This window comes from Bradyrhizobium sp. HKCCYLRH2060 (assembly GCF_051168135.1).
In the GTDB taxonomy this organism is placed as follows: Bacteria; Pseudomonadota; Alphaproteobacteria; order Rhizobiales; family Xanthobacteraceae; genus Bradyrhizobium.
Genome location: NZ_JBNPUK010000003.1, coordinates 517330 through 538489, shown reverse-complemented (window position 1 = coordinate 538489; position 21160 = coordinate 517330). Strand labels below are relative to the sequence as shown.

At 65.9% G+C, this 21160-nt stretch carries 19 protein-coding genes; 6 read left to right on the top strand and 13 right to left on the bottom strand.

What is annotated here, in order from left to right:
• Positions 1–4: 4 nt before the first annotated feature.
• A complete protein-coding gene (gene flgB, locus ACQR10_RS10160; RefSeq protein WP_315804287.1) occupies positions 5–412 on the bottom strand; it encodes a flagellar basal body rod protein FlgB in 408 nt (135 codons plus the stop codon).
• Between the two features lie 356 nt (positions 413–768).
• Between flgB and ACQR10_RS10155 the strand changes: the two genes are divergently transcribed.
• Positions 769–1833: a flagellar biosynthetic protein FliO gene (locus tag ACQR10_RS10155; RefSeq protein WP_316218142.1), complete on the top strand. Its 1065-nt coding sequence runs from the start codon at positions 769–771 to the stop codon at positions 1831–1833.
• A complete protein-coding gene (gene fliP, locus ACQR10_RS10150; protein ID WP_316218143.1) occupies positions 1830–2585 on the top strand; it encodes a flagellar type III secretion system pore protein FliP in 756 nt (251 codons plus the stop codon). Before ACQR10_RS10155 ends, fliP begins: the two co-directional genes overlap by 4 nt.
• Positions 2586–3007: 422 nt before the next feature.
• On the opposite strand, the gene ACQR10_RS10145 is transcribed toward fliP, so the two are convergent.
• The 7 genes from ACQR10_RS10145 to fliL all read right to left on the bottom strand — a co-directional run bounded on the left by ACQR10_RS10145 (position 3008) and on the right by fliL (position 11292).
• Positions 3008–4045 (bottom strand): ParA family protein, encoded by a 1038-nt coding sequence (locus ACQR10_RS10145; protein WP_316218144.1) that lies wholly within the window; start codon positions 4043–4045, stop codon positions 3008–3010.
• 187 nt (positions 4046–4232) lie between these two features.
• On the bottom strand, positions 4233–4358 hold the full coding sequence (locus tag ACQR10_RS10140; RefSeq protein WP_316218145.1) for a hypothetical protein: 126 nt from the start codon (positions 4356–4358) through the stop codon (positions 4233–4235).
• A gap of 75 nt (positions 4359–4433) precedes the next feature.
• Complete coding sequence (locus ACQR10_RS10135) at positions 4434–8228, bottom strand: tetratricopeptide repeat protein (protein ID WP_316218146.1); 3795 nt, start codon at positions 8226–8228, stop codon at positions 4434–4436.
• A 103-nt stretch (positions 8229–8331) separates the two neighbouring features.
• Complete coding sequence (locus ACQR10_RS10130; protein ID WP_315804291.1) at positions 8332–9102, bottom strand: flagellar protein FlbB; 771 nt, start codon at positions 9100–9102, stop codon at positions 8332–8334.
• Positions 9099–9578, bottom strand: a complete 480-nt coding sequence (locus tag ACQR10_RS10125) for a DUF6468 domain-containing protein (RefSeq protein ID WP_315804292.1) — start codon at positions 9576–9578, stop codon at positions 9099–9101. The genes ACQR10_RS10130 and ACQR10_RS10125 overlap by 4 nt, the downstream gene beginning before the upstream one ends.
• Complete coding sequence (gene fliM / locus ACQR10_RS10120; protein ID WP_315804293.1) at positions 9575–10777, bottom strand: flagellar motor switch protein FliM; 1203 nt, start codon at positions 10775–10777, stop codon at positions 9575–9577. Before fliM ends, ACQR10_RS10125 begins: the two co-directional genes overlap by 4 nt.
• A 20-nt stretch (positions 10778–10797) precedes the next feature.
• Positions 10798–11292, bottom strand: a complete 495-nt coding sequence (gene fliL, locus ACQR10_RS10115) for a flagellar basal body-associated protein FliL (RefSeq protein WP_315804294.1) — start codon at positions 11290–11292, stop codon at positions 10798–10800.
• Positions 11293–11668: 376 nt separating this feature from the next.
• Between fliL and flgF the strand changes: the two genes are divergently transcribed.
• From flgF to flgH, 4 genes are read left to right on the top strand one after another with little or no spacing between them, the layout of a single operon-like run.
• Complete coding sequence (gene flgF, locus ACQR10_RS10110) at positions 11669–12433, top strand: flagellar basal-body rod protein FlgF (protein ID WP_316180437.1); 765 nt, start codon at positions 11669–11671, stop codon at positions 12431–12433.
• 22 nt (positions 12434–12455) lie between these two features.
• Positions 12456–13244 carry a flagellar basal-body rod protein FlgG gene (gene flgG / locus ACQR10_RS10105; RefSeq protein WP_315804296.1) on the top strand — a complete coding sequence of 263 codons (789 nt, stop codon included), beginning with the start codon at positions 12456–12458 and terminating at the stop codon, positions 13242–13244.
• A 22-nt stretch (positions 13245–13266) separates the two neighbouring features.
• On the top strand, positions 13267–14331 hold the full coding sequence (gene flgA, locus ACQR10_RS10100) for a flagellar basal body P-ring formation chaperone FlgA (RefSeq protein WP_316180435.1): 1065 nt from the start codon (positions 13267–13269) through the stop codon (positions 14329–14331).
• A gap of 5 nt (positions 14332–14336) precedes the next feature.
• Positions 14337–15116, top strand: coding sequence for a flagellar basal body L-ring protein FlgH (gene flgH, locus ACQR10_RS10095; RefSeq protein WP_315804298.1), 780 nt, complete (start codon positions 14337–14339; stop codon positions 15114–15116).
• A gap of 358 nt (positions 15117–15474) precedes the next feature.
• Here the strand turns inward: flgH and ACQR10_RS10090 are convergent, their stop codons facing one another.
• The 5 genes from ACQR10_RS10090 to ACQR10_RS10070 form a co-directional block, all read right to left on the bottom strand.
• A complete protein-coding gene (locus ACQR10_RS10090; protein WP_316218147.1) occupies positions 15475–16266 on the bottom strand; it encodes a 2-keto-4-pentenoate hydratase in 792 nt (263 codons plus the stop codon).
• A gap of 142 nt (positions 16267–16408) precedes the next feature.
• Positions 16409–17446 carry an SDR family oxidoreductase gene (locus ACQR10_RS10085; protein ID WP_316218148.1) on the bottom strand — a complete coding sequence of 346 codons (1038 nt, stop codon included), beginning with the start codon at positions 17444–17446 and terminating at the stop codon, positions 16409–16411.
• A 97-nt stretch (positions 17447–17543) separates the two neighbouring features.
• A complete protein-coding gene (locus ACQR10_RS10080) occupies positions 17544–19601 on the bottom strand; it encodes a sensor histidine kinase (RefSeq protein WP_434848763.1) in 2058 nt (685 codons plus the stop codon).
• 238 nt (positions 19602–19839) lie between these two features.
• Entirely contained in the window at positions 19840–20205 is a 366-nt protein-coding gene (dksA, locus tag ACQR10_RS10075; RefSeq protein WP_170323279.1) for an RNA polymerase-binding protein DksA, read from the bottom strand.
• A gap of 228 nt (positions 20206–20433) precedes the next feature.
• Positions 20434–21045 (bottom strand): NAD(P)-dependent oxidoreductase, encoded by a 612-nt coding sequence (locus ACQR10_RS10070; protein ID WP_316218150.1) that lies wholly within the window; start codon positions 21043–21045, stop codon positions 20434–20436.
• Between the last annotated feature and the right edge of the window lie 115 nt (positions 21046–21160).

The window sequence follows — 21160 nt, the reverse complement described above, 5'->3', positions numbered from 1 at the left end:
GAGCTCAGCCCTTGCCGATCGCCGTCTTCAACAGATGCAGGCTCTTGCCATACAGCGAGGTCGCCGCGGCGTAGTCCATCTGGTTGGCGGAGACCTTCAGCATCTCCTCTTCGAGGCTCACCGCGTTGCCGGCGGGCCTCGTCTGAAATCCGACCTTGCGGTTCTGGTCGAAGCTCGCGCTCTCGCCCGACGACGGTGCGATGTGCGCGGTGCTGGTCCGGGTCAGCGACAGCGGCGCAAAGCCGCCGACCGCCTGGCCGGTTGAATCGAACTTCGGCTCAACCAGATCCTTCGGCTTGAAGTTGGGCGTATCCGAATTGGACACGTTCTCGGACAGCACGCGCTGGCGCTCCTGATGCCATTGCATCTTGGTCCGCAACGCCGACAACACGGGGATATCGTTGATGGACATGGCGCTGCTCGGTTGTGTCCGACTACCGGACGGTTTGGGTAGGTAGAAATTGCCGTGCATATGGTTAACAGGGAGTTAAGAAACGGTGCGGCGACCCCCGGGATGATCCCGGTGTTTTGACGATTTCTTAGGAAAGTGCCGGGCTCCCGGCCGACCGATGCATCATTCCGGGACGGCACGGCTCGCCAAGAAGTCGTTTTGGCCCGGCCGATTCATGGGTTATTAAGAGGCCGAGCGGCAGTTCCTGCCGTCATGCGTTAACAGGTTGGTTCCGGTTCTGAAGCTCCGTTCGCTGCCGGCGATGCGTTGGACAGACGAGAGACTTCGAAAGGACGCGGTATTTGCCGGGGACAGAGATGCAGGCACTGACGTTCTTTTTTGCATTCGTAGCGGTGCTGGCGCTGATCGGCCTCGCCGCGTGGCTGGTTCGTCGATTCGCGGGGAATCGTCTCGGCACCAACCCGAATCGCGGCCGCATGCCCCGGCTCGCCGTGATCGATGCCGCCGCCGTCGATGGCCGCCGCCGTCTCGTGCTCGTACGCCGTGACAACATAGAGCATCTTCTGATGATCGGCGGACCGACCGACATCGTGGTCGAGTCCAATATCGTGCGCGCCATGCCGGCACGCGAGCAATTGCCGCAGCGGCCGGGCATCAATGCCGAGCCGCCGGCGGCGCGCATCGCGCCGCTGCCGGATGCGCCGTCCTGGGCCGACAGCGAGAAGACCGAGGCCGCCGAGCCTGCCGAGCCGCAGATGCCGGAGCCGCCGCAGCGCCCGATGCGGCCCTCGTTCATCGACGAGGTTCGCCGCACGGCGCCGGTTGCCGCTGAGCGGCGTGAGCCGGCACCGGCATTCCCGCCGGAACCACCGCTCCCTCCGCGCCGACCCGATCCCCGCCAGGATCTCCGGGCGGACGTCCGTGGAGAACCGCGCGGCGGCGACGAAGCTCGCCTGGAGCCCCGCCCCGAGCGGGTGATGCGCGGCGAGCCGGGAATGCCACGGCCGCTGCGGCCCGCGGAGCCGCAACGCCAGGCCGAGGCGCCGCGCGCTTCCGAGGGGCCCCGGCTGCCGCCCGTGCGGAACGCTGAGCGCGCAGCCGAGCGCATCGAACGCGCGGCGGCGCCGCCGCTGCCGCCGGTGGCCCAGATGCCGCCGCCACCGCCCCCGGCTGCCCCACCGCCCGCAGCGGCCGATTCGAGCGCCGAAGCCAATCTGGCCGAGATGGCGCAACGGCTCGAGGCCGCGCTGCGTCGTCCATCAGCCGATCCGTCGGCTGCTCCGGCCTCGGGTCCTCCGGCGCTCCGGGCGGCCGCGCGCAACGAGCCGGCTCCGGCGCAAGCCGCGCCGGTCAAGACCAGCTTCGAGAATCTGGAGGACGAGATGGCCTCGCTGCTCGGACGTCCGAAGTCGTCTCAGTGAGATCGCTGCTTCCCCCGCGTAGAGTTGTCTTCATCGCTGTTCTGACTGCCGCCGGTTTACTGGCGGCACCCACTGCTGCGCAGGACATCAGTATCAATCTCGGCGGCGGTGGCGGCGGCGGCGTCACCGAACGCGCGATCCAACTGATCGCGCTGCTCACGGTGCTGTCGATCGCGCCGTCGATCCTGATCATGATGACGTCGTTCACGCGCATCGTGGTCGTGCTGTCGCTGCTGCGCACGGCGATGGGAACAGCGACCGCGCCCCCCAACTCGGTCATCATCGCGCTTGCGATGTTCCTCACGGCCTTCGTGATGGGCCCGGTGCTGCAGAAATCCTATGATGACGGCATCCGGCCGCTGGTCGAGAACCAGATCGGCGTCGAGGACGCGCTGCAGCGCGCCTCGGTGCCGCTGCGCGGTTTCATGCAGAAGAACGTGCGCGAGAAGGACCTGAAGCTGTTCATGGACCTCTCCGGCGAGCCGCCGCCGGCGACGCCCGACGACCTGTCGCTGCGCATCCTGGTGCCGGCCTTCATGATCTCCGAGCTGAAGCGCGCCTTCGAGATCGGCTTCCTGCTGTTCCTGCCGTTCCTGATCATCGACCTCGTGGTCGCCTCGGTCTTGATGTCGATGGGCATGATGATGCTGCCGCCGGTCGTGGTGTCGCTGCCGTTCAAGCTGATCTTCTTCGTGCTGGTCGACGGCTGGTCGCTGGTGGCAGGCAGCCTGGTGCAGAGCTACGGAGGGTAGCGGCGGTAGCCGCCGCTCAAGAGCGATCAGCGCCGTTTTCGAGTCGGCATCTGGTGGCCCGGATGAGCGTCAGCCGACGCCCCTGAGTCGGCGTGAGCGATATCTGGGGTCGCCGGCGACAATGCCTGATAACCCGGATATCGCGTCCGCCCTCGCTCTTCGGCTTCCGCTCATTCGGCTACGATACTGCCCCCGCCGGTGATTGGCGGCCAAGTAAGACGATCGATCACGCCGATCGAAGCTCAGGCCGACATACTCGCCGCTTTTGCGCGGCGAAATCTCAGGCGCCAGCGCTTTACTTGTTGCGGCCATACCGTCGTGCTGGATCAGCCGGGCCGCACTTTGCGTTGATCCCGCAAATGCATCCGTGGGACGCAGTCCAATAGCCCGAATCCCATGAAGCAGCCTGACGTCCTTTAGTTTCACTTCAACCTGGCTATGACCGTATCCGCCACGAAGTCTATCTGGTCACGAATCTTCCCAATTAGTGTCAACTGCGCTGCTGACCACTTTTGCTTGTTGCCAGTGAGATCCTTGACCTGATCGTGCTGATCCAGCCGCGCGGCAGGCACGTTAAGCCAAAGGCTATTCTGCATAATCACGTTCATGTCCTCGACTGTCCCGATGTTGAATGAGTCTTCATTATTGTCGAGAACAGCGCGGTAGCTTTTGATGCTCTTGTCTAGCTCTTCGGCAAGCCTGTCATTCGCAGCATCGATGTTTGAGTAGTGCGCAGAATCAGCCCGCAGCATTTTGTCAGATCGAGTGTCGAATCCGTTGAAGACCCATCCAGCGTAGACGGGTTTCCCTAACGCGTCATATTCTTTAGACGCATAGTTATTGGCTTTAAATCGAGCAATGCCAGTTTCCCAATCCGAAATAAACTGAGGCAACATCTGAGCGATGAGGCCAATACAATACTCACTGAATGAGTCCGACGTGCAAGGTATGATAAGATAGTCTGACGAATAAAGAGCCGACCTAACGAGACCACCAAACGACGGCGGCAGATCGATCATGACGTAATCGAAAATATGTCCTGCTTCCTTGAGCTTTTCTACCAGGGTACGAATCGCAGTAAATTTCGCGATGCCGTTGCCCGTCAGCAGATCGTTTCCTACGCTTAGAGCATCGGAATAAACGTTTAGCCAAAAGTCGCCAGCAACGATTTTGACATTTGAGTTTGTGTTTTCCGCCGAGTGGATGGTAACAGGTCCAGGACCGACATTCTGAAGATAACCCTGAAGAAATGACCGTATAGTCTTGGGTGACGCCTTATCAGCAACAAGGGTCTTGAATTGCTCAGCCCCTAGCATGGCTATCGAAAGATTGCACTGAGGGTCGAGATCAATCAGTAGAACGGTCTTTCCCTTTTCACCCAACGCATCAGCAAGATTCCAAGTAAGTGTCGTTTTCCCAACTCCACCCTTATTGTTGAAGATGCTAATGAATTTCGTCATGCCGAAAGCCCTCGAATACGTGGTCAAACAAAGAGCCACAACCAAAGAGGGCAAGCAATAGGTTTGTCGCGTGTCATCCACACAAGTTGGATGACAGAGGCTCTCATGGAGCAACCAACCAAATTCCAGGGAACTTATCCGCGTTTGCTCACGTTCATGGAACCTGTGTTGCGCTTGGGCTCGGGGATCACGCCAGCGTAGTTGCCCGGACCGCTTTTCCCCCTGGCACGTCGTCCTGCTTGTTCAGCCCGTCGCCGATCTTCACCAGCATCGCGACGGCCTCCGGATAACCCGGCCGTGTCGCCGTCTCCACGCGATCAACCCGGCTTCGGTCCCGGCCGGTTTGGTCCTCTGGTCGCCCTCTCCGACTCTGCGTGTCGCGTTGAGATCACCGACCCGCAATCGCCTGCTTGACGCCCTGGATGCGCGGCAAGGCGCCAGTCGCCTCCGACGGGGCCTTGGCCGCATCCTTGCCGCCGTCCGGTCCTTTGCCGGTGGCATCCGGGAAGCGCGCGCGCATGTCGCGCAGGAAGCCGTCGAGCGTGTCGACGCTCGCCGCCATCTTCGCGATCTGGGCGAATTCGGCGCTGGAGCCGCTCGCCGGCTTGCTGGCGACGTCGAACGCGATCTTGTCCGCCTCGCCGGTCATCAGCGGCGCATATTTCTCGCGGAAACGGGCGAGGCCGATGGCGTCGTCGGCGAGCGCATAGCCGACCACGGCCCGCAGGATGTCGCCGCGCTCCGCCGGATTGAGCGGACGGAAATCGCGCCAGCGATCGCCGTAGTAAAGCTCGATCTGCTCGGACGCCTCGCGCCAGCGCCGCGACGCCCAGTAGATGTCGGAGCGCAGCCGGATCGCCTCGCGGCCGCCGATGTTGCTGATGATGTCCAGCCCGAGGTCGTAACGACCGATGTCACTGTTGGCGCGCGCCTCCAAGAGCAGCCGCTGCTGGCGCAGCTCGCCGGCGAGATCGGCGATGCGGGTCGTGCGCAGCGCCTCGATGGCGCGGTCCGGCTTGCGGTTGGTGAGATAGACCATGGCGAGGCGGGCGGCGACCTGGGCGCGTGCCGCCCCTTCGAGGCGGTGGTCGACCTGGTATTGGAGAAGCTCGGCGGCCTGGTCGAGCAGGTCGATGCCGACCAGGCGATCGGCGAGCTTGCGGATCATCTCGTCGCCGCGGCGGCCGATCGGAGTCAGCTCGCGAAACCCGTAGAAGATGCTGAGCGCATCGACCGGCGGAAGCTCGTCGGCCTTGCCACTCAGAAACAACTGCGAGAACAGGCGGGAGGCTGCATCCTGGGCCTGCCGCGCCATGTCGGAGTTGGGCATCAGGCGGGTGGCCTGGCGCGCGGCCTCGAGCGAGTCCGCATAGCGCCCGGCCTCCTCGTAGAGCTGCGCCATCATCTGCAACGTCTGCACCTCGATCGCGTCGCCGCGCCAGATCGCCTGCAAGGTCTCCAGCTCCCTCAGCGCGTCGGGCGGCTTGATCTCGCCGCGCTTCTGCAGGAGCTTGATCTCCAGCAGCTTGGCCTCCGCCGCCGCCGGGCGGTCGTCGGAGTTCACGGCGAAGCGATAGTCGTCCAGCGCATCCTTCTCCTGCGCCATCGCCTCGGCGAGCCGGCCGCGCAGCACCGCGATGTCCGGCTTCATGTCCGCCGGCACGCCGATCACGTCGAGCTCGGCGCGGCGCTTGGCGGCGCCGGCGAAATCCTTGATCTCGAGCGCCGACTTCATCGCATCCGCGATCACGACGCGCTGCAGATCGAGTGGCAGCGAGGCGATCGCGAACTCGACGTTCTTCAGCTTCTCGCGCGCATCCGCAAACTTGCCCTGCCGGGCGAAGGCAAGCCCCTTCCACATCTGCGAGTCGAAATTGTTGCCGATCGACGGCGTGGCGAGATCCTTGAGGCCCTGGTCCGGCCGGCCCATCAGGATGCTCGCCACCGCGTGGATCATCAGCATGGCGGTCTCGTCGGTGCGCGGATCGGCGTCGGAGATCATCAGATTGGTGACGCCGCGCGCTTCCGGATACATCGCTCGCGCCATGTAGAAGCGCGCCAGCGCCAGCCGCGTCTGCGCCCGCCGCTCCGGCTCGGCGTTGGCCGCGGCCTTGATCAGGAGATCCTCGCGCGGCACGAACGGCTGGGTCTGGTTCTGCTGCCATTCGTCGATGTCGAACATCGGCCTGACAGCGGTCGGCGCCCGCTCCGGCGAGAAGCCGATCGACGACAGCGTCAGCCCGCCCGGCCGGCCCAGGATCACCTTGTCAGGCGCGATCTCGACGGCGATGTCATCCGAATTCGGACGCACCGCGATGCCGTGGATGGAATCGAGCAGCGACAGATCGACGAAATCCTGGCGCTTGATGAAGCCCCGGATCGGCGGCGGCGCCGTCACGACCAGCAGCGTGTCGCCGGCATCCGGGTCGGTCAGGCGGTGCAGCATGCCGGCTCCGGGATTGGCGAGCGGCACCATCACATTGGCAAGCGCGGGATCGGTGACGTTGCGCATCACCATCAGCGGCTGCTGATTGGCCTGGCCCTTGTCGGCGAACGACAGCGTCCAGCTGCGCCCGCCATCATCGCTGCCGAGCGAATGCATCTGCGGGCGGTTGAGCCGGATCCGGATCGCCTGCCCGTTATCGAGCGGCATCCTGTTGACCTCGCCGATGATGGCGCCGCCCTTGGCGCGGATGGGCTCGACGTCGACGGGCTTGGTCGAATCGAACACCATCCATACCGTATCGCCGCGGCGGAACAGCGCCGCCGGCGTAACCTGGCCGAAGCCGAAGGTGAGCCGCAGGCCCTCGCTGTCGCGCAAGGCCTCCAGGGTGGCGGCTCCATTGGCTGCCTTCTCGGCCGGCTTGGTTTCGGCAGGCTTGGTTTCGGCCGACTTGGTTTCGGCCGACTTGGCCTCTACAGCCTTGGCATCGGCCGACTTGCTCTCGACGGGCTTGGCGGCTTCGCCTTTGCCGGCCTCCGGCTTCATCGCCTCGGGCTTCGCCGGTTCGGATTTGGCCGCCTCGGATTTGACAGCTTCAGGCGCAGCAGCTTCAGGCTTGGGGAGCTCGGGCGCGGCTTCGGCCTTCGCGGCGGCCGGCGCGGCAGCAGCCGCTGCCGACGGCGCAGGCTCGGCCGCGGGCTCGGTGGCTGGCGCCGCGACCGCAGGCGCCGGCTTGGCCTCCGTCTTCATCTCCTTGGCGATGGTGTCGGAGGTCGGCGGCACGATCTCCGGCTGCGCAGCCTGCTTCGGCTTGTCACCATTGGGCTTGCTGCCGTTGGGTTTCTCGGCCGCGGCCGCCTTGGCGCCCGGCAGCGTGTCCGAGGAGACTGCGGAAACCTTCTTGTCCGGCTGCTGATAGGCGACGTCGATGTTGTAGTTCTTCTCCTCGCGGAAGGCGCGAACGTCGACCTCGCCGATCAGGCCGATCTCGACGACGGTCCTGCTGCCGTCGATGCGCTGGTTGATCGCGGCGACGTTGGGCGGCGAAACGATCTTGGCGTCGGCGAGATCGAAGGACAGCGGCGCGGTGAAGAACAGCGACAGCTTCTGGTCGTTGAGCACCGAGGAGATGCCGACGCCGTCGGGGATCTCGAACACGAAGCGCACGAAGGTCGGCTGCACCAGCGCGCGCACCCGGATCGGCGGCCGCTTCTTCGATTCCGCCTCGGCGCGCTGCAGCCGCAGCGCCTTCTCGGCGGCGCGCGCGCGCTCGGCGAGCTCGCGCACGACCTCGGCCGGCAGCGGCGGCGGCGGGCCGGTCCAGCTGTCGGGCAACAGGTCGATGAAGACGCGCTCGCCCGCGGTCATGGTGTTGACGCGGACCTTGCGCGACAGCGACAGCCGCAGCGCCGAGCCGTCGGGGTCGCCGCGGGCCGACGAGATGTAGTCGGGCGCCGCATCGACCCAGCGGTCGATCGGAACGGTGGCGGGGCGATCGAACCTGATCAGCAGAATCGAGCCGGCGGTGGTGACGTCGGCGCTGACGTCCTCGGCGAATTTCAGCACCAGCCGCGCATAGCCGTCCTGAGCCGACAGGCTCGCCTCGCCCGGCACCGGTGCAGCGCCCGCCGCGACCGTGGACAGCACCAGGCCGATGACGATGGCCGACAGCAGCGCGAGGCCGGCGCGCGCCCGTGCGCGGGCCTTCGACCGCAATCCAATGGGAGTCGTGCGCGCCATGGTCACAAGCTTCCGGTTCGACATCCGCAACTTGACGGATACGCCTGCCCCGCCACGCCGGAAATCTAGGTGCCGGCGTTTAAGGGCGCATTAAACATGCGGCTCAATTGCTCTTCACGGGCACGATCTTGCCTTCGATCTTCGGCAGCTCGGCGCTCGCCTCGGGCCGTTCGGCGCCGGCCCGGCGGGCGAGCTCGACCGTGAGCCGTTCGGCCGCCTCCGGCGTCATCAGGCCGAGAATGTCGGACATCTTGCGTGGCGCGATCTGCGAGGCGATCTCGATCAGCACCGACATCTCGAGCCGGTCGAACACCTTGGCGGCGTCCTTCGGCTTCATGCCCTCGTACATCGTGACGATGCTCTTGAAGCGGGCGTTGTCGGCCTCGGTCTTGGCGGCCTGCGCGCCGGAGATGCGGCCCTCGATCGCCTTCATCTCCTCGGTCTTGGACTGGATGCGCTGCTCGGCGGCGCGCAACAGGCTCTCGCGGATGTCGATCTCGCGCGCGCGCGCGTCGAGCTCCTGGCGGCGCGACTGCAGCCGCTCGAGGATCGCCTTCTCCGCCGGCGACACCTGCTGCTGGTTCTCCTCGGGCTTGATCACGACGCCCTCGGGCTTGGTGTCCGGAGCGGCGGGCTTGGGCGCCTCCTCCTTCTTCTCCTTCGGCGCGCCGTGCGTGGAGCCGGTGACGATGTCATTGTCCTCGCGGCCTGGATAGCCGAGGTTCTCCTGAGCCCAGGACCGCTTGGTCGGGTGAGGGTCGTAGTCGAAAACGTAGCCGCCATCGATCACCAGGCCGGCCACCTTCAGGACGGCGAGGCAGGCCACCGCGATCAGGACGACGGGAATGACGCGGATGTTACGAAACGCATTCATGCGGCAAGGCCACCAGTCCTTCGACGTTCGGAGAATGCCTGGGCCGCGGCGGCAACCGCCTTGGCACCGGAGACGCGCACCGGCTCGGTCGTGATCGCCGGCACAGGCGCCGGCGCCGGCTCGGGCGCGGCGTCAGGCGAGGTGATGGGTCGCGCGGCGCTGGCGATGCGCGAGAGACGGCGCACCACGCCGTCGCTCTCGGCGAGCTGCTTGCGCAACTGGTCGGACATCTGCGTCGCGGCGGCGAGCTGATTGCCGAGATTGTCGTTGACGTCGCGCACCGCGAGCTTGAGGCCGCCGATCGCGCGCTCGGCGATCTCGGTCGCGGTGATCAGCTCAGCGATCACGGCCTTGAGCGAATGCTCGTCGGCCTTCAGCCGCTTCAGCCTGGAATTCAGCAGCATGCAATAGCCGATGGTCAGCACCAATAGGACCGCCACCAGGCTTTCGATGATCAATCCGAGGGAGTGGTTCATTGGGCCTCCATCAACTTGTTCTGGCCTTCGGCGCCTTCGAACATCGCAAGCGTCGTATTCGGCTTGCGCAAATTCTTGGTGACACGGATCGCGACGCGGTCTCCGACCCGCCCCATCCGCCCCTCCGTCAGCATGGTGCTGCCGCAGCGGACCGCGACCAGCGCATCGGGACGGATGTCGAGCGGCAGGGTGTCGCCGACCTTCAGCTTCATGAGCTGCTTCAGCGGCACGTCGGCCTCGTAGAGCACGGCGTCGACGGCGATCTCGGCCTTGGTGATCTCGGTGGCGAAGTGGCCTTCCCAGACGGGATCGCGGCCGAACTTCTCACCCATGAACATCTGCAACAGCACCGGCCGGATCGGCTCGATGGTCGCGTAGGGCAGCAGCAGCTCGATGTTGCCGCCGCGGTCTTCCATGTCGATCCGCAGCTTCACCAGGATCGCGGCGTTGGCGGGCCGGCTGATCGCGGCGAAGCGCGGGTTGGTCTCGAGCCGGTCGATGGTGAAGCGCACCGGCGACAGCGGCCGGAACGCCTGCTCGGCATCGCTCAGCACCACCTCGATCAGGCGCTTGACCAGGTTGGTCTCGATCGTCGTGTAGGGGCGGCCCTCGACGCGGAGCTGGGTGTTGCCGCGGCGGCCGCCGAGCAGCACGTCGATGATCGAATAGATCAGGGTCGAGTCGACGGTGGCGAGCCCGAAATTCTCCCACTCCTCCGCCTTGAACACGCTGAGCACGGCCGGCAGCGGGATCGAGTTCATGTAGTCGCCGAAGCGCACCGAGGTGATGCGGTCGAGCGAGACCTCGACGTTGTCGGAGGTGAAGTTGCGCAAGGACGTCGTCATCAGCCGCACCAGGCGGTCGAAGACGATTTCGAGCATCGGCAGACGCTCGTAGGAGACCATCGCCGAATCGATGATCGCGCGAATGCCGGAATGGTCGTCGAGACTGACCTCGCCGGCGGTGAAGCCGAGGAGGTTGTCGATCTCCTCCTGCGACAGCACCCGCTCGCCGCCGTTCTTGGTGGCGCCGAAATCGCGGCTGCCGTCCTCGACCATCGCGGCCCATTGCAGGGCCATCGATTCGGTGAGTTCGTTGGCTGCTGCGGCTTCCGCGGCCTCTGTGGGATCCTCCGAGTCGAGCGAGGCTTCCCATTGCGCGGCTATCGCATCTTGGTCGACTTGATCGTTGCCAGCCATGATCGTTGCGCTTCTTTGCCTTACTGGACCACGATTTCCTTGAACAACACCGCGTTGACCTGGTTGGGCGCCAGCGCGACGTTGACCCGCTTGGTGAGCTCCTCCTTGAGCCGGAACAGGCCCGCCGAGCCGTTGAGGTCGCTCGGCCGGAGCTCGCGCAAATACGTCTGGAAGATGTCGGTGACGCGCGGAAGCGTCGGCTTGATCGTCTCGACCTGCTTCTCCTCCTTCACCTCGAGCACGATCTTCACCTTCAGATATTGGACGCGGTCACCGGGATTGCCGACCAGGTTGACGAGAAGGTCCGGCACCTCGACGAAGGCCGGCGGCTTCGGCGGCGGCGCCGCCTCGGCGTGATGCTCGTCGTTCTTGTGGCTGAAGAAGAAGAAATAGGCCGCGCCGCCGACGCCGAGCAGCGCCAGCGCGCCGACGACCATGATGATCAGCTTGAGCTTGCTCTTCGGCGAGCCTGCTTGCTCCTCGCCTTCGCCTGCTCCGGCTTCGTTCTCGGCCATAGCTTTCGGATCCTTCCGGAAAATCGAGCCGATGCCGCCAGAAAGCTTAATGACGCGAAACCAACGCTCCCAGCGCATCTGCGCTTTGTTGAGGGAACGCTACGGTAACAATGGTTAACGGAAGCTTTCTTTTGCCGAGGCGGTGGGAAAAACTTGCCGGGCAATTATGGTTAGCGAGACGTTATTGCCGGGTGTTGTGATCCCGTACTGAAATCCAAACCATTGATTTATCGATAGTTTCAGAGTTGGCACGGCTTTCGCTGTACCCCTTGCGAACCCGCCGGCTTGGGAGAGCTGAACGGTTCTGGAAGACCCGGTCGAGACCGCCTTGGGAGAGGTGCCGCGAACGGGATTCGTTAAGAGGGGAGATCGACCGGTGGAGAATGCGCTTCTCATCGGATTGTCGCGGCAGATGGTGCTGGAGCGACAACTCGACGTCGTTGCCAACAACGTCGCCAACGTCAACACCAACGGCTTCAAGGCCGATCAGCAGCTGTTCGAGGAGTATCTCTCCTCCGGCGCGCATGAGGACAATTTTCCGGTAGCCGGCCGCAGGGTCTCCTATGTGCAGGACCGCGGCACCTATCGCGACTTCTCGCAGGGCTCGATGCAGCGCACCGGCAACGCGCTCGACGTCGCCGTCACGGGCGACGGCTTCCTGACGGTGCAGACCGCGGCCGGCGAGCGCTACACCCGCGATGGCAATCTGCACATGAACAACCTCGGCCAGCTCGTCACCGCCGCCGGCGACCTCGTGCTCGGCACCGGCGGTCCGATCGTGTTCCAGCAGACCGACCACGACATCAACATCTCGCCCGACGGCACCGTGACGGTGGTCGAGGGCCTCAACCGCACCGACTCGATCCGCGGCAAGCTGCGCATCGTCAACTTCGCCGATCCGCAGGCCGCGCAGAAGCAGGGCAACAACCTCTACGCCGCCGCCGCCGGCGCCACCGCACAGCAGGACACCAAGTCGACCGTGCAGCAGGGCTACATCGAGAAGTCGAACGTCAGCGCGGTCGGCGAGATGAGCAAGATGGTCGAAGTGATGCGTGCCTACACCCAGGTCGCCAACATGCTGCAGGTCCAGAGCGACCTGCGCAAGAACGCGATCGAGAAACTCGCCGACGTTCCGGCCTGACAGATCTTGAAGGAGACGTGACATGCAGGCGCTTCACACCGCTGCGACCGGAATGGCGGCACAGGAACTCAACGTTCAGGTGATCTCCAACAACATCGCCAACCTCCGCACCACCGGCTTCAAGAAGCAGACGGTGGCGTTCCAGGACCTGATCTACGAGCACATGCGCCGCGTCGGCGCGCAGTCGTCGGACCAGGGCACGATCCTGCCCGTCGGCATCGACATCGGCGGCGGCGTCAAGACCGTCGGCACGCCGCGCTCGATGACCCAGGGCACGCTGTCGCAGACCGGCAACGACCTCGACCTCGCGATCTCGGGCGAGGGCTTCTTCAAGGTGCTGATGCCCGACGGCACCTTCCAGTACACCCGCGACGGCACCTTCCAGATGGACAATCAGGGCCGCATCGTCACCGCCCAGGGCAACCCGGTGCAGCCGACCATCACGATCCCGCAGAACGCCTCGGGCATCACGGTCAACGCGCAGGGCCAGGTCTCGGTGACGCTGCCGGGCTCGACCACCTCGAACATCATCGGCCAGCTCCAGATCACGCGCTTCATCAACAAGGCCGGCCTGCAGCCGGTCGGCAACAACCAGTTCACCGACACCCCCTCCTCCGGGCCGCCGCAGGACGGCGTCGCCAACCAGGACGGCCTCGGCAGCATCACCCAGGGCAGCCTGGAGCAGGCCAATGTCGACGTCGTCAGCGAGATGAGCGAGCTGATCGCCGCGCAGCGCGCCTACGAGATGAACGCGAAGGTCATCTCGGCCGCGGACCAGATGCTGCAGTCGACCACGGCGCTGTTCCGCTGAGGTTCGAAGGGAGATCACCGTCATGACCCGTACCGTCCGTCCCTTCCTTCTTGCGGCTGCCCTGCTCGCCTCGACTGCGCTCTCGGCGCTGGCCGGCGAGGCCGACGACCAGATCAAGGCGCCCGTGCTGCGCTCCACCGTGAACGTCACCGGCGACATCGTTCGCGTCGGCGACCTGATCGACAATGCGGGCGTCGCGGCCAACATCGCCGTCTACCGCGCGCCCGACCTCGGCACCACCGGCGTGCTGCCGGCCGCGCAGGTGATCGCGACCCTGCGCACCCACCAGGTGATCGGCGTCGAGGTCCGCGACATCAAGGAGGTCGCGGTCACGCGGCTGGCGCGCGCCGTCGATGCCAAGGAGATCGGCGCGGCGGTGGCCCAGGCGCTCGATCACCGCAACGGCCTTGGCGATGCCGCGAACCTCAGCATCAGCTTCGACCAGCCGGTGCAGGACCTCAAATTCGAGGCGTCGATGTCGGGCACGCTGGCGCCGACCAGCGTCCGGTTCGACCCACGCAGCGGCCGCTTCGACATCACCTTGGAGCTCGGCCAGGCCAATGGCGCTGGTACGACCAAGCTGCGCTACACCGGCACGGCGATCGAGACCGTCGAGGCCGTGGTGCTGACCCGCAACATCGATCGCAACGAGATGATCCGCTCCGGCGACCTGCAGACCGAGCGACGGCCGCGTGCCGAGCTCGGCGGCGGCGAACCCGCCTCGCGCGAGCTCGCGGTGGGCATGCAGATGCGCCGCCCGGCGCGCGCGGGCCAGGCGCTCAAGACCACCGACCTCGCCAAGCCCGACCTCGTGCAGCGCGACCAGGCGGTCACGCTGATCTTCCAGACCGCCGGCATCTATCTCACCACGCGCGGCAAGGCGCTGGAGTCGGGCACCGAAGGCGATGTCGTCAGCGTGCTCAATCTGCAGTCCAAGCGCACCGTGACCGGCCGCGTCTCGGGTCGCGGCCAGGTCTCCGTCGACATCGCCGTCGCCAAGCCGGCGCAGACCTCCGAAGCGGACATCGCCGCGCCCGTGGCCGTCGCCAGCCGCCTTCCCACCTCCGCCACCCCGAAAGCCGAGTAAGTTTCATGTCGAAGTTCAAGTTTGATGATCGGGGCGCATCGAGCCTGCGCCGGGTCGCGCTGATCTCGGTCTCCTTCGCGGTGCTGTCGATCGCCGGCGGATGCTCCTCGATCGACCGTCTCAGCCAGATCGGCGAGCGGCCGAAGCTGACGGAGATCGACAATCCGACCACGCAGCCGGGCTACAAGCCGGTACAGATGCCGATGCCGAAACCCGAGACCGTGTCCTACGCGCCGAACTCGCTGTGGCGTAACGGCTCGCGCGCCTTCTTCAAGGACCAGCGCGCCCGTCAGGTCGGCGACCTCCTGACCGTCACGGTCAGCATCTCCGACAAGGCCAATTTCGCCAACGAAACCCAGCGCAGCCGCACCAACAAGGAGGATTCGGGCATCACCGACTTCATCGGCGCGAAGACGCTCGGCGTGCAGGCGCAGAAGGTGCTGCCCGGCCGCATCCTGACCGCCGACGGCACCTCGTCCTCCGACGGCAAGGGCACCATCCAGCGGTCGGAGTCCCTGACCACCAGCGTCGCCGCGGTCGTGACCCAGGTGCTGCCGAACGGCAACCTCGTCGTCGAAGGCAAGCAGGAGATCCGGGTCAACTACGAGATCCGCGAGCTGATCGTGGCCGGCATCGTCCGCCCCGAGGACATCCAGAGCGACAACACCATCGACTCCACCAAGATCGCCCAGGCCCGCATCTCCTACGGCGGCCGCGGCCAGATCACCGACATCCAGCAGCCGCGCTACGGCCAGCAGGTCATGGACATCCTGCTGCCGTTCTGAGGCAAACCTCAGCATCAAGGACCGGACGGAGCGCCGCCCGGTCGCACTGGAAGCCGCCCATGCGATGACCTCGCAAGGCGCGAATCGAAACGAGGACCAAGACACACGACCGAAATCCCTCCCCAGGCGGGAGGGTCGGACAAGGGATTGGCCGAGCGCGATATGGGTCATGGCGCATGACCCCGCAGCCGCCGCCCTTCTCTGAAAACGAGCTCCCACATTGCCCTATGCGAACCTAGGCGCGGCGGGTGATGTATACGCGGCCTCCGGTAGCTCCCCTGCCGGAGGCCGTGTTCGTTTTAGTTGTCACACCCGAGCTGATGGACGCCAGCTCAAAGCGTTCCAGCGCCACCTCGGCTCACACGAACGCGGCCTCGACCACGCCGAGGCCGTCCAGCTCCATCCGTACCCGGTCGCCCGCGCCCAGCCAGATCGTCTTGACCAGGCTGCCGGTCAGGACGAGCTGCCCGGCCTCGAGCCCGTCACCACCCGCGGCGAGATGATTAGCAAGCCAGGCCAGCGCATGGACCGGATGTCCCAGCACATCCGCGCCTGTGCCCTCGCCGACCAGGGTGCCGTTGACGATGGCACGGCCCTGCACAGCGGCCAGGTCCGCCACGGCAGCGCGTGGGAGCGCCGGGCCGAGGACACAGCCGGCAGCAAAGAAATCGTCGGCGACCAGCGTCGGCGCTCCCAGCGTCTGCCATTGCACATAACGGTCGTCGACGATCTCGATCGCCGCATGACAGTCGCCGATCGCCTCGATGACCCGATCCATGGTGAACGGCGCGTCCAACGGCGGCAGGTCGTGCTCGAGCCGCACGGCGATCTCGCATTCGACGCCCACGCGGACGAAGTCGGCCGTGCGCAGTTCGACACCTGTCTGGTGAATACCGGACGCGAACACTCCGCCGGAACAGGGATGCGGAATGCCAAGATAGTCCTGCATCACCTTGCTGGTGCAGCCGATCTTGTAGCCGGCGAAGTCACCGGCCTGCTCGGCGAGCAGCCAATGGACTTCGCGCTGGATCTCATAGCCGGCCGCTTCATCCTTCGGCTGAAGCTGAGGCGGCAGAGCCCCCAGGGGCGCCCGCTGCTTGCGGGCATCCACGATCAGTCGCGCAGCGGCAAGGATCTCGTCTGCTCCCATGGCCCTTCAACTCCCCTGGCCCGCGGCCCGAACCGGCATCGCAGGATCTATGGTGAACGGATTGTTTATAAACGAGTTTTGGACTCCCATCTCAGCTTCATCAACAATTTGAGACGGCGCGGCCGCGGCGCAAGCGGCTCGTTCAACCGATTTCACGTTTCACGATACCGAGTTCGAGCAGACTTTCCGCAGTGGCGACGATCGCGTCCTCGTTGGAGCGTGGACTCCAGCCGAGCAGACGCCGCGCCTTGTCGGCGCTCGCCTCGCAATAACGCCCAAGCAGCGGCTGCACGGCGCGTAGCTGCGGCACCACCACGCCGAGCAGGCGCGCCAGCCAGTCAGGCAGCTCATGCCGTGGCACCCGTCGCCCGCCGACGCCCATCCGCGCGCGCAGGACTTGCGCGATTTCCAGTAGCGAGACGCTCCGGCCCGCCATCGCCAGGAAGCGCTCGCCGTTGGCGGCCGGGTCTGTCATCGCCCGCAGATGCAGGTCGGCGACATCGCGCACGTCGACGAGGCCAAAGCTGATGCGAGGCACGGCGGGGGCCTGGCCGGCCAGCAGCGCCTGCACCATCGCGATGGAGGTCGAGAAATCCGGGCCCAGGACAGGGCCGAGCACGGCGACCGGATTGATCGTTGCAAGCTCCAGCGCGCCGCCCTCGCGGGCGATGAACTCCCAGGCCGCGCGCTCGGCGAGGGTCTTGGACTTCGGATAGGGTTGAATGCCCGGACCATCGAGCCGGCTCCAGTCGGTCTCGTCGAACGGCCGGCGCCGCCCCTCGTGGCCGTAGCCGATCGCGGCGAAGGATGAGGTCACCACCACGCGCCTGACACCGGCATCGCGCGCCGCCCGCAGCACCCGCAAGGTGCCCTCGCGGGCCGGCACGATGAGCTCGCTCTCATCCTTGGGCACGGCGGCTGGCAGCGGCGAGGCGATGTGCAGGACATAATCGCACCCGTCGACCGCGGCCGACCAGCCCTCGTCGCTGTTGAGATCGGCGGCATGAAACGACAGCGGCCCGGTGTCGGTCGCACCGCCGCGCCGGAGCATTGTCAAAACCTCGCTTCGCCGATCGGGACTGCGCAAGGTCGCGCGGACACGGTGGCCCGCGGCCAGCAGCTGCAGGATCGCATGCGCCCCGATGAAGCCGGAGCCGCCGGTAACCAGAACCTCGCTCATCAGAATTGCGTTCTCCGGGCAGGACTCCTGGGCGCAAGGATGGCAGTGCGCGATGGCAAGGCCATGTCGGGACCCGCTGCGCTTCGCGCGCCGGCGCTCAGCTCGCTTCCGTTGCGGCCACCGAACTCTCGCCAGGCGTCCTGAGCCAGGGCAGCTCGAACTGGCAGGTCAGCCCGCTCTCGGCAAACGTCCGCTGCAGATGCCTGACGGTGCGGGTCAGCAGCCGGCTGCCGAAGCCGACCACCGGCGGCTCTGTTGCCGGCGGGCCGCCGCTCTCCTGCCAACGGACATGCAGCGCGTCCTGCGCCAGCGACCAGCTGACATCGACGTGACCGTTGGGCGTGGTAAGCGCGCCGTATTTGCTGGCGTTGCAGGCCATCTCGTGGATGACGAGCGCCAGCTGCGTCGTCAGCTCGACCGGGACCAGGACGGCGGGGCCGCTGATCGCGAGCTGATCCGGTGTGCCGGCGAACGGCGCGACCTGGCTCCTGATGAGCGCGGCGAGATCGGCGCCCTGCCAGTCGTTCTCGGCGAGGCTGGTGTGCACCGTCGCCAGCGCATGCAGGCGCGAGGTGAAATCGCGGACCTTGGCGTCGTGGCGCGGCAGCAGCTGATGCGCCAGCGACTGCACCACGGCGAGGCTGTTCTTGACGCGATGGGCGAGCTCATGCACCAGCAGCTCGCGCTTGCGATCGGCTTCCTTCGCGGCCGTGACGTCGATGTTCACGCCGATCATGTACGGATCGCCGCCGCCCTCGCCGCCCAGCATGCGGGCGCGCGCCTCGATCCACCGGATCGAGCCGTCGGGCAGCGGCACCCGCCATTCCGAATCGAGCTCCCCGGTGATCAGCGCCTGCTTGTTGTCCCGGTCGGCACGCGCCTGATCCTCGGGATGCACCAGCGCCAGCCAAGCGTCATAGGTCCCGGGGAACGTGCCCGGCGCAAGACCATAGAGCTCTTCGATCTCATCGGACCAGTGGCTGGCGCCGGATCTGCCGTCCCAGGTAAAGGTGCCAAGCCGTCCGTATTTCGCGGCGAGCTTGAGCTGCCCGGCCGTGCGCGACGCATCGTCCCTGGCCTGGGCGAGCATCCCGAAATTCTCCTGGATGACGCGTGCACTCTCCGCCTGCGCCCTTTCGGCCGCAGCCAGTCGGGCGTTGAGCGCCCGGACCTCCGGGGGATCGGCGGGCGCGGCCTCACCGGGGATGGCGCTCTTGACGGCGATGCTTTCGAGCGGCCGGGCGATGCTTCGGCCGATGCCGGCCGCCAGCAGCAGCGCCAAGGCACAGATCGTCGTCGCCACGATGGTCGCGGTCTGGACCGTCGAGGAGATCGCCTGGGCGAAGGCCGCCTGCTTGATGCCGACCCCGACCGTCCAGTCGCTCAGTTGGGGACGCGCATTGGCGTTGATGACCCGATCGCCCTCGATCGACGGAAACTCCGCAATCCCCTCGGTCTTGGCCGTCGCCCGCCAGCCGGCCGACGCCGGCTGCCCGGTCGTGGTCGCGTTCTTCGGGATGCGCGAAACGTAGCGGCCCTGGCCGTCCATGATGCCGACCAGCCAGTCGGCCGGCAGCTGCTGCTGGGCCAGCAGCCGGGTGTAGCTCGCGGCCGGCATGGCAATCGAAAGGCAGCGGAACGGCTTGCCGTCCTTGAAGACGGGGACATCGACGGTCGCCACCCACGCGCCGGAGTTGGGGCCGGTAAAGATGTCCGAGATCGACGGCCGCCCCGACTGAAACGCCCGCTCCTGCGAGCGCCGGCCCTCGGGAGTGCGCTCGCCGAGCGGCTTGCCCGGCGTTGCGATGGTGTTGAGCAGCAGCCGGCCGCTGGCGTCGGACACGATGATCCAGCCTTCGCCGCTGACCGCACCGACACGGCGCGCCTCTGCCTCGAAGCTGCTGAGATCGGCAGCGCTGAGATCAGGCGACTTCGCCAGCACCTCCGCGAGCGCGATGTAGCGCCGCAGTTCGGCGTCGACGGCACCGGAGATCGTTTGCGCGGCATAGGACAGGCCGCGCCGGATCGAGGCGTCGGCAGATTGCGCCATCGACACGATGACATAGGCGATCAGCCCGACGCAGGGCAGGAACAGAATGCCGGCCAGCAGAAGGAGGCGTCCCTTGATGCTCAGGACGCCGTAGGAACGCTGCATCGTTGCCAGCGCGCCTCTGGCTATGTTCGGCTCGCCCATGATTCCCCGCGGCGTTCCGAGATGGAACCGCAGATAATTCAGCAGACGCCGAAAAGTTCCGGATGTTTGGAGAACAAAGGCGCTTGCGTTCGCTCCCGCACAGCCTGTGCGGACCGCACGAACGCGTCTCGGCCGTCAACACTGCGGCCGCACCCGGCAAGCGGCCGCAATCCCTGCTCGTTCAGGTCAGCGTCGCGATCTACTCGTCGCGATAGACCTTTTCACGCTTCTCGTGGCGTTCCTGCGCCTCCACCGACAGCGTCGCGATGGGACGGGCCTCGAGCCGCTTCAGCGAAATCGGCTCGCCGGTCTCCTCGCAATAGCCGTAGGTGTTGTCCTCGATACGCTGGAGCGCCGCGTCGATCTTGGAGATCAGCTTGCGCTGGCGGTCACGGGCGCGAAGCTCGATCGCCCGGTCGGTCTCCGACGACGCGCGGTCGGCGAGGTCCGGATGGTTCACGTTCTCCTCCTGCAGAGCCTGCAGGGTGAGCTTCGATTCGCGCAGGATCTCCTCCTTCCATGCCAGCAGCTTGGCGCGGAAATAGTCGCGCTGGCGTTCGTTCATGAAAGGCTCTTTTTCGGAAGGTTTGTAGTTCTTCAACTTTTCCAAGGTCAGCCCATCTGTACGTGCTGGCGCCGGTTTCGGCACCGGCGGACGGAATACGCCCGTTCGCGGCCGCGTTATATAGCGGCCTCATGTGACAGACAATATTTCCATCGGCACGGGCGCCCCGCCGTTCGGGCCGTTGCACAGGCAAATTCGGCCCCAGCCGGCGGGACGCCGCGGATGGCCTCAGTAACCGACCGTGAAACGGGCCCGCCGGTGCGCCGGACGCTCGATTTCGTCGGCCATCGCGACCGCGAAGTCCTCGAAGGTGATGAAACTCTTGCCGTCGGCATCGACCAGCAGCTGATCCGTTCCGAGGCGGAACTTGCCGGTCCGGGCGCCGAAATCGATCATGGCCGAGGGCGACAGGAAGGTCCAGTCGAGCTCCTTCTCCTGGCGCAGGCGGTCGAGGAACGCGGCACCTTTCTCCGCCTCGGCCTTGTAGATGGCCGGAAAGCCGGGCGTCGTCACCAGCCGCACACCCGGCGCGACCTCGAGCGAGCCGGCACCACCGACCACGAGGTAACGCGATACGCCGGAGTCCTTGGCGGCTCCGATCAGGGTCTCGACATCGCTGACCAGGAAATGGATCGCGCTGATCGCGACATCATGGCCGGCCCACAGTTTCGCCAGCGCGGCGCGGTCGTTGGCATCGCCCTGCACCGCCGTGACGTTGGCGCGCTTCTCGATCTTGTCCGGGTTGCGGGCGATGCCGGTGACCTGGTGGCCGCGGCTGGCCAGCTCGGCGGTGATACGGGATCCGGCACGGCCGGACGCGCCGGCGACGGCGATCTTCATGGGGCAGCTCCTATGTTCGAGATCACGAGGTCGGATCCGAGACTGGACGCAGCCACCTCGGTATCCGATAGTGACTAGATAGCCGAACGAATGCTGGTGTTAAGAGCGCACTTTA

Bases quoted from the DNA above. Each gene is read 5' to 3' on its own strand.
- flgB (WP_315804287.1), bottom strand. From the start codon at position 412: ATGTCCATCAACGATATCCCCGTGTTGTCGGCGTTGCGGACCAAGATG.
- ACQR10_RS10155 (WP_316218142.1), top strand. From the start codon at position 769: ATGCAGGCACTGACGTTCTTTTTTGCATTCGTAGCGGTGCTGGCGCTG.
- ACQR10_RS10145 (WP_316218144.1), bottom strand. From the start codon at position 4,045: ATGACGAAATTCATTAGCATCTTCAACAATAAGGGTGGAGTTGGGAAA.
- ACQR10_RS10135 (WP_316218146.1), bottom strand. From the start codon at position 8,228: ATGGCGCGCACGACTCCCATTGGATTGCGGTCGAAGGCCCGCGCACGG.
- ACQR10_RS10130 (WP_315804291.1), bottom strand. From the start codon at position 9,102: ATGAATGCGTTTCGTAACATCCGCGTCATTCCCGTCGTCCTGATCGCG.
- ACQR10_RS10125 (WP_315804292.1), bottom strand. From the start codon at position 9,578: ATGAACCACTCCCTCGGATTGATCATCGAAAGCCTGGTGGCGGTCCTA.
- fliM (WP_315804293.1), bottom strand. From the start codon at position 10,777: ATGGCTGGCAACGATCAAGTCGACCAAGATGCGATAGCCGCGCAATGG.
- fliL (WP_315804294.1), bottom strand. From the start codon at position 11,292: ATGGCCGAGAACGAAGCCGGAGCAGGCGAAGGCGAGGAGCAAGCAGGC.
- flgG (WP_315804296.1), top strand. From the start codon at position 12,456: ATGCAGGCGCTTCACACCGCTGCGACCGGAATGGCGGCACAGGAACTC.
- flgA (WP_316180435.1), top strand. From the start codon at position 13,267: ATGACCCGTACCGTCCGTCCCTTCCTTCTTGCGGCTGCCCTGCTCGCC.
- flgH (WP_315804298.1), top strand. From the start codon at position 14,337: ATGTCGAAGTTCAAGTTTGATGATCGGGGCGCATCGAGCCTGCGCCGG.
- ACQR10_RS10090 (WP_316218147.1), bottom strand. From the start codon at position 16,266: ATGGGAGCAGACGAGATCCTTGCCGCTGCGCGACTGATCGTGGATGCC.
- ACQR10_RS10085 (WP_316218148.1), bottom strand. From the start codon at position 17,446: ATGAGCGAGGTTCTGGTTACCGGCGGCTCCGGCTTCATCGGGGCGCAT.
- ACQR10_RS10080 (WP_434848763.1), bottom strand. From the start codon at position 19,601: ATGCAGCGTTCCTACGGCGTCCTGAGCATCAAGGGACGCCTCCTTCTG.
- dksA (WP_170323279.1), bottom strand. From the start codon at position 20,205: ATGAACGAACGCCAGCGCGACTATTTCCGCGCCAAGCTGCTGGCATGG.
- ACQR10_RS10070 (WP_316218150.1), bottom strand. From the start codon at position 21,045: ATGAAGATCGCCGTCGCCGGCGCGTCCGGCCGTGCCGGATCCCGTATC.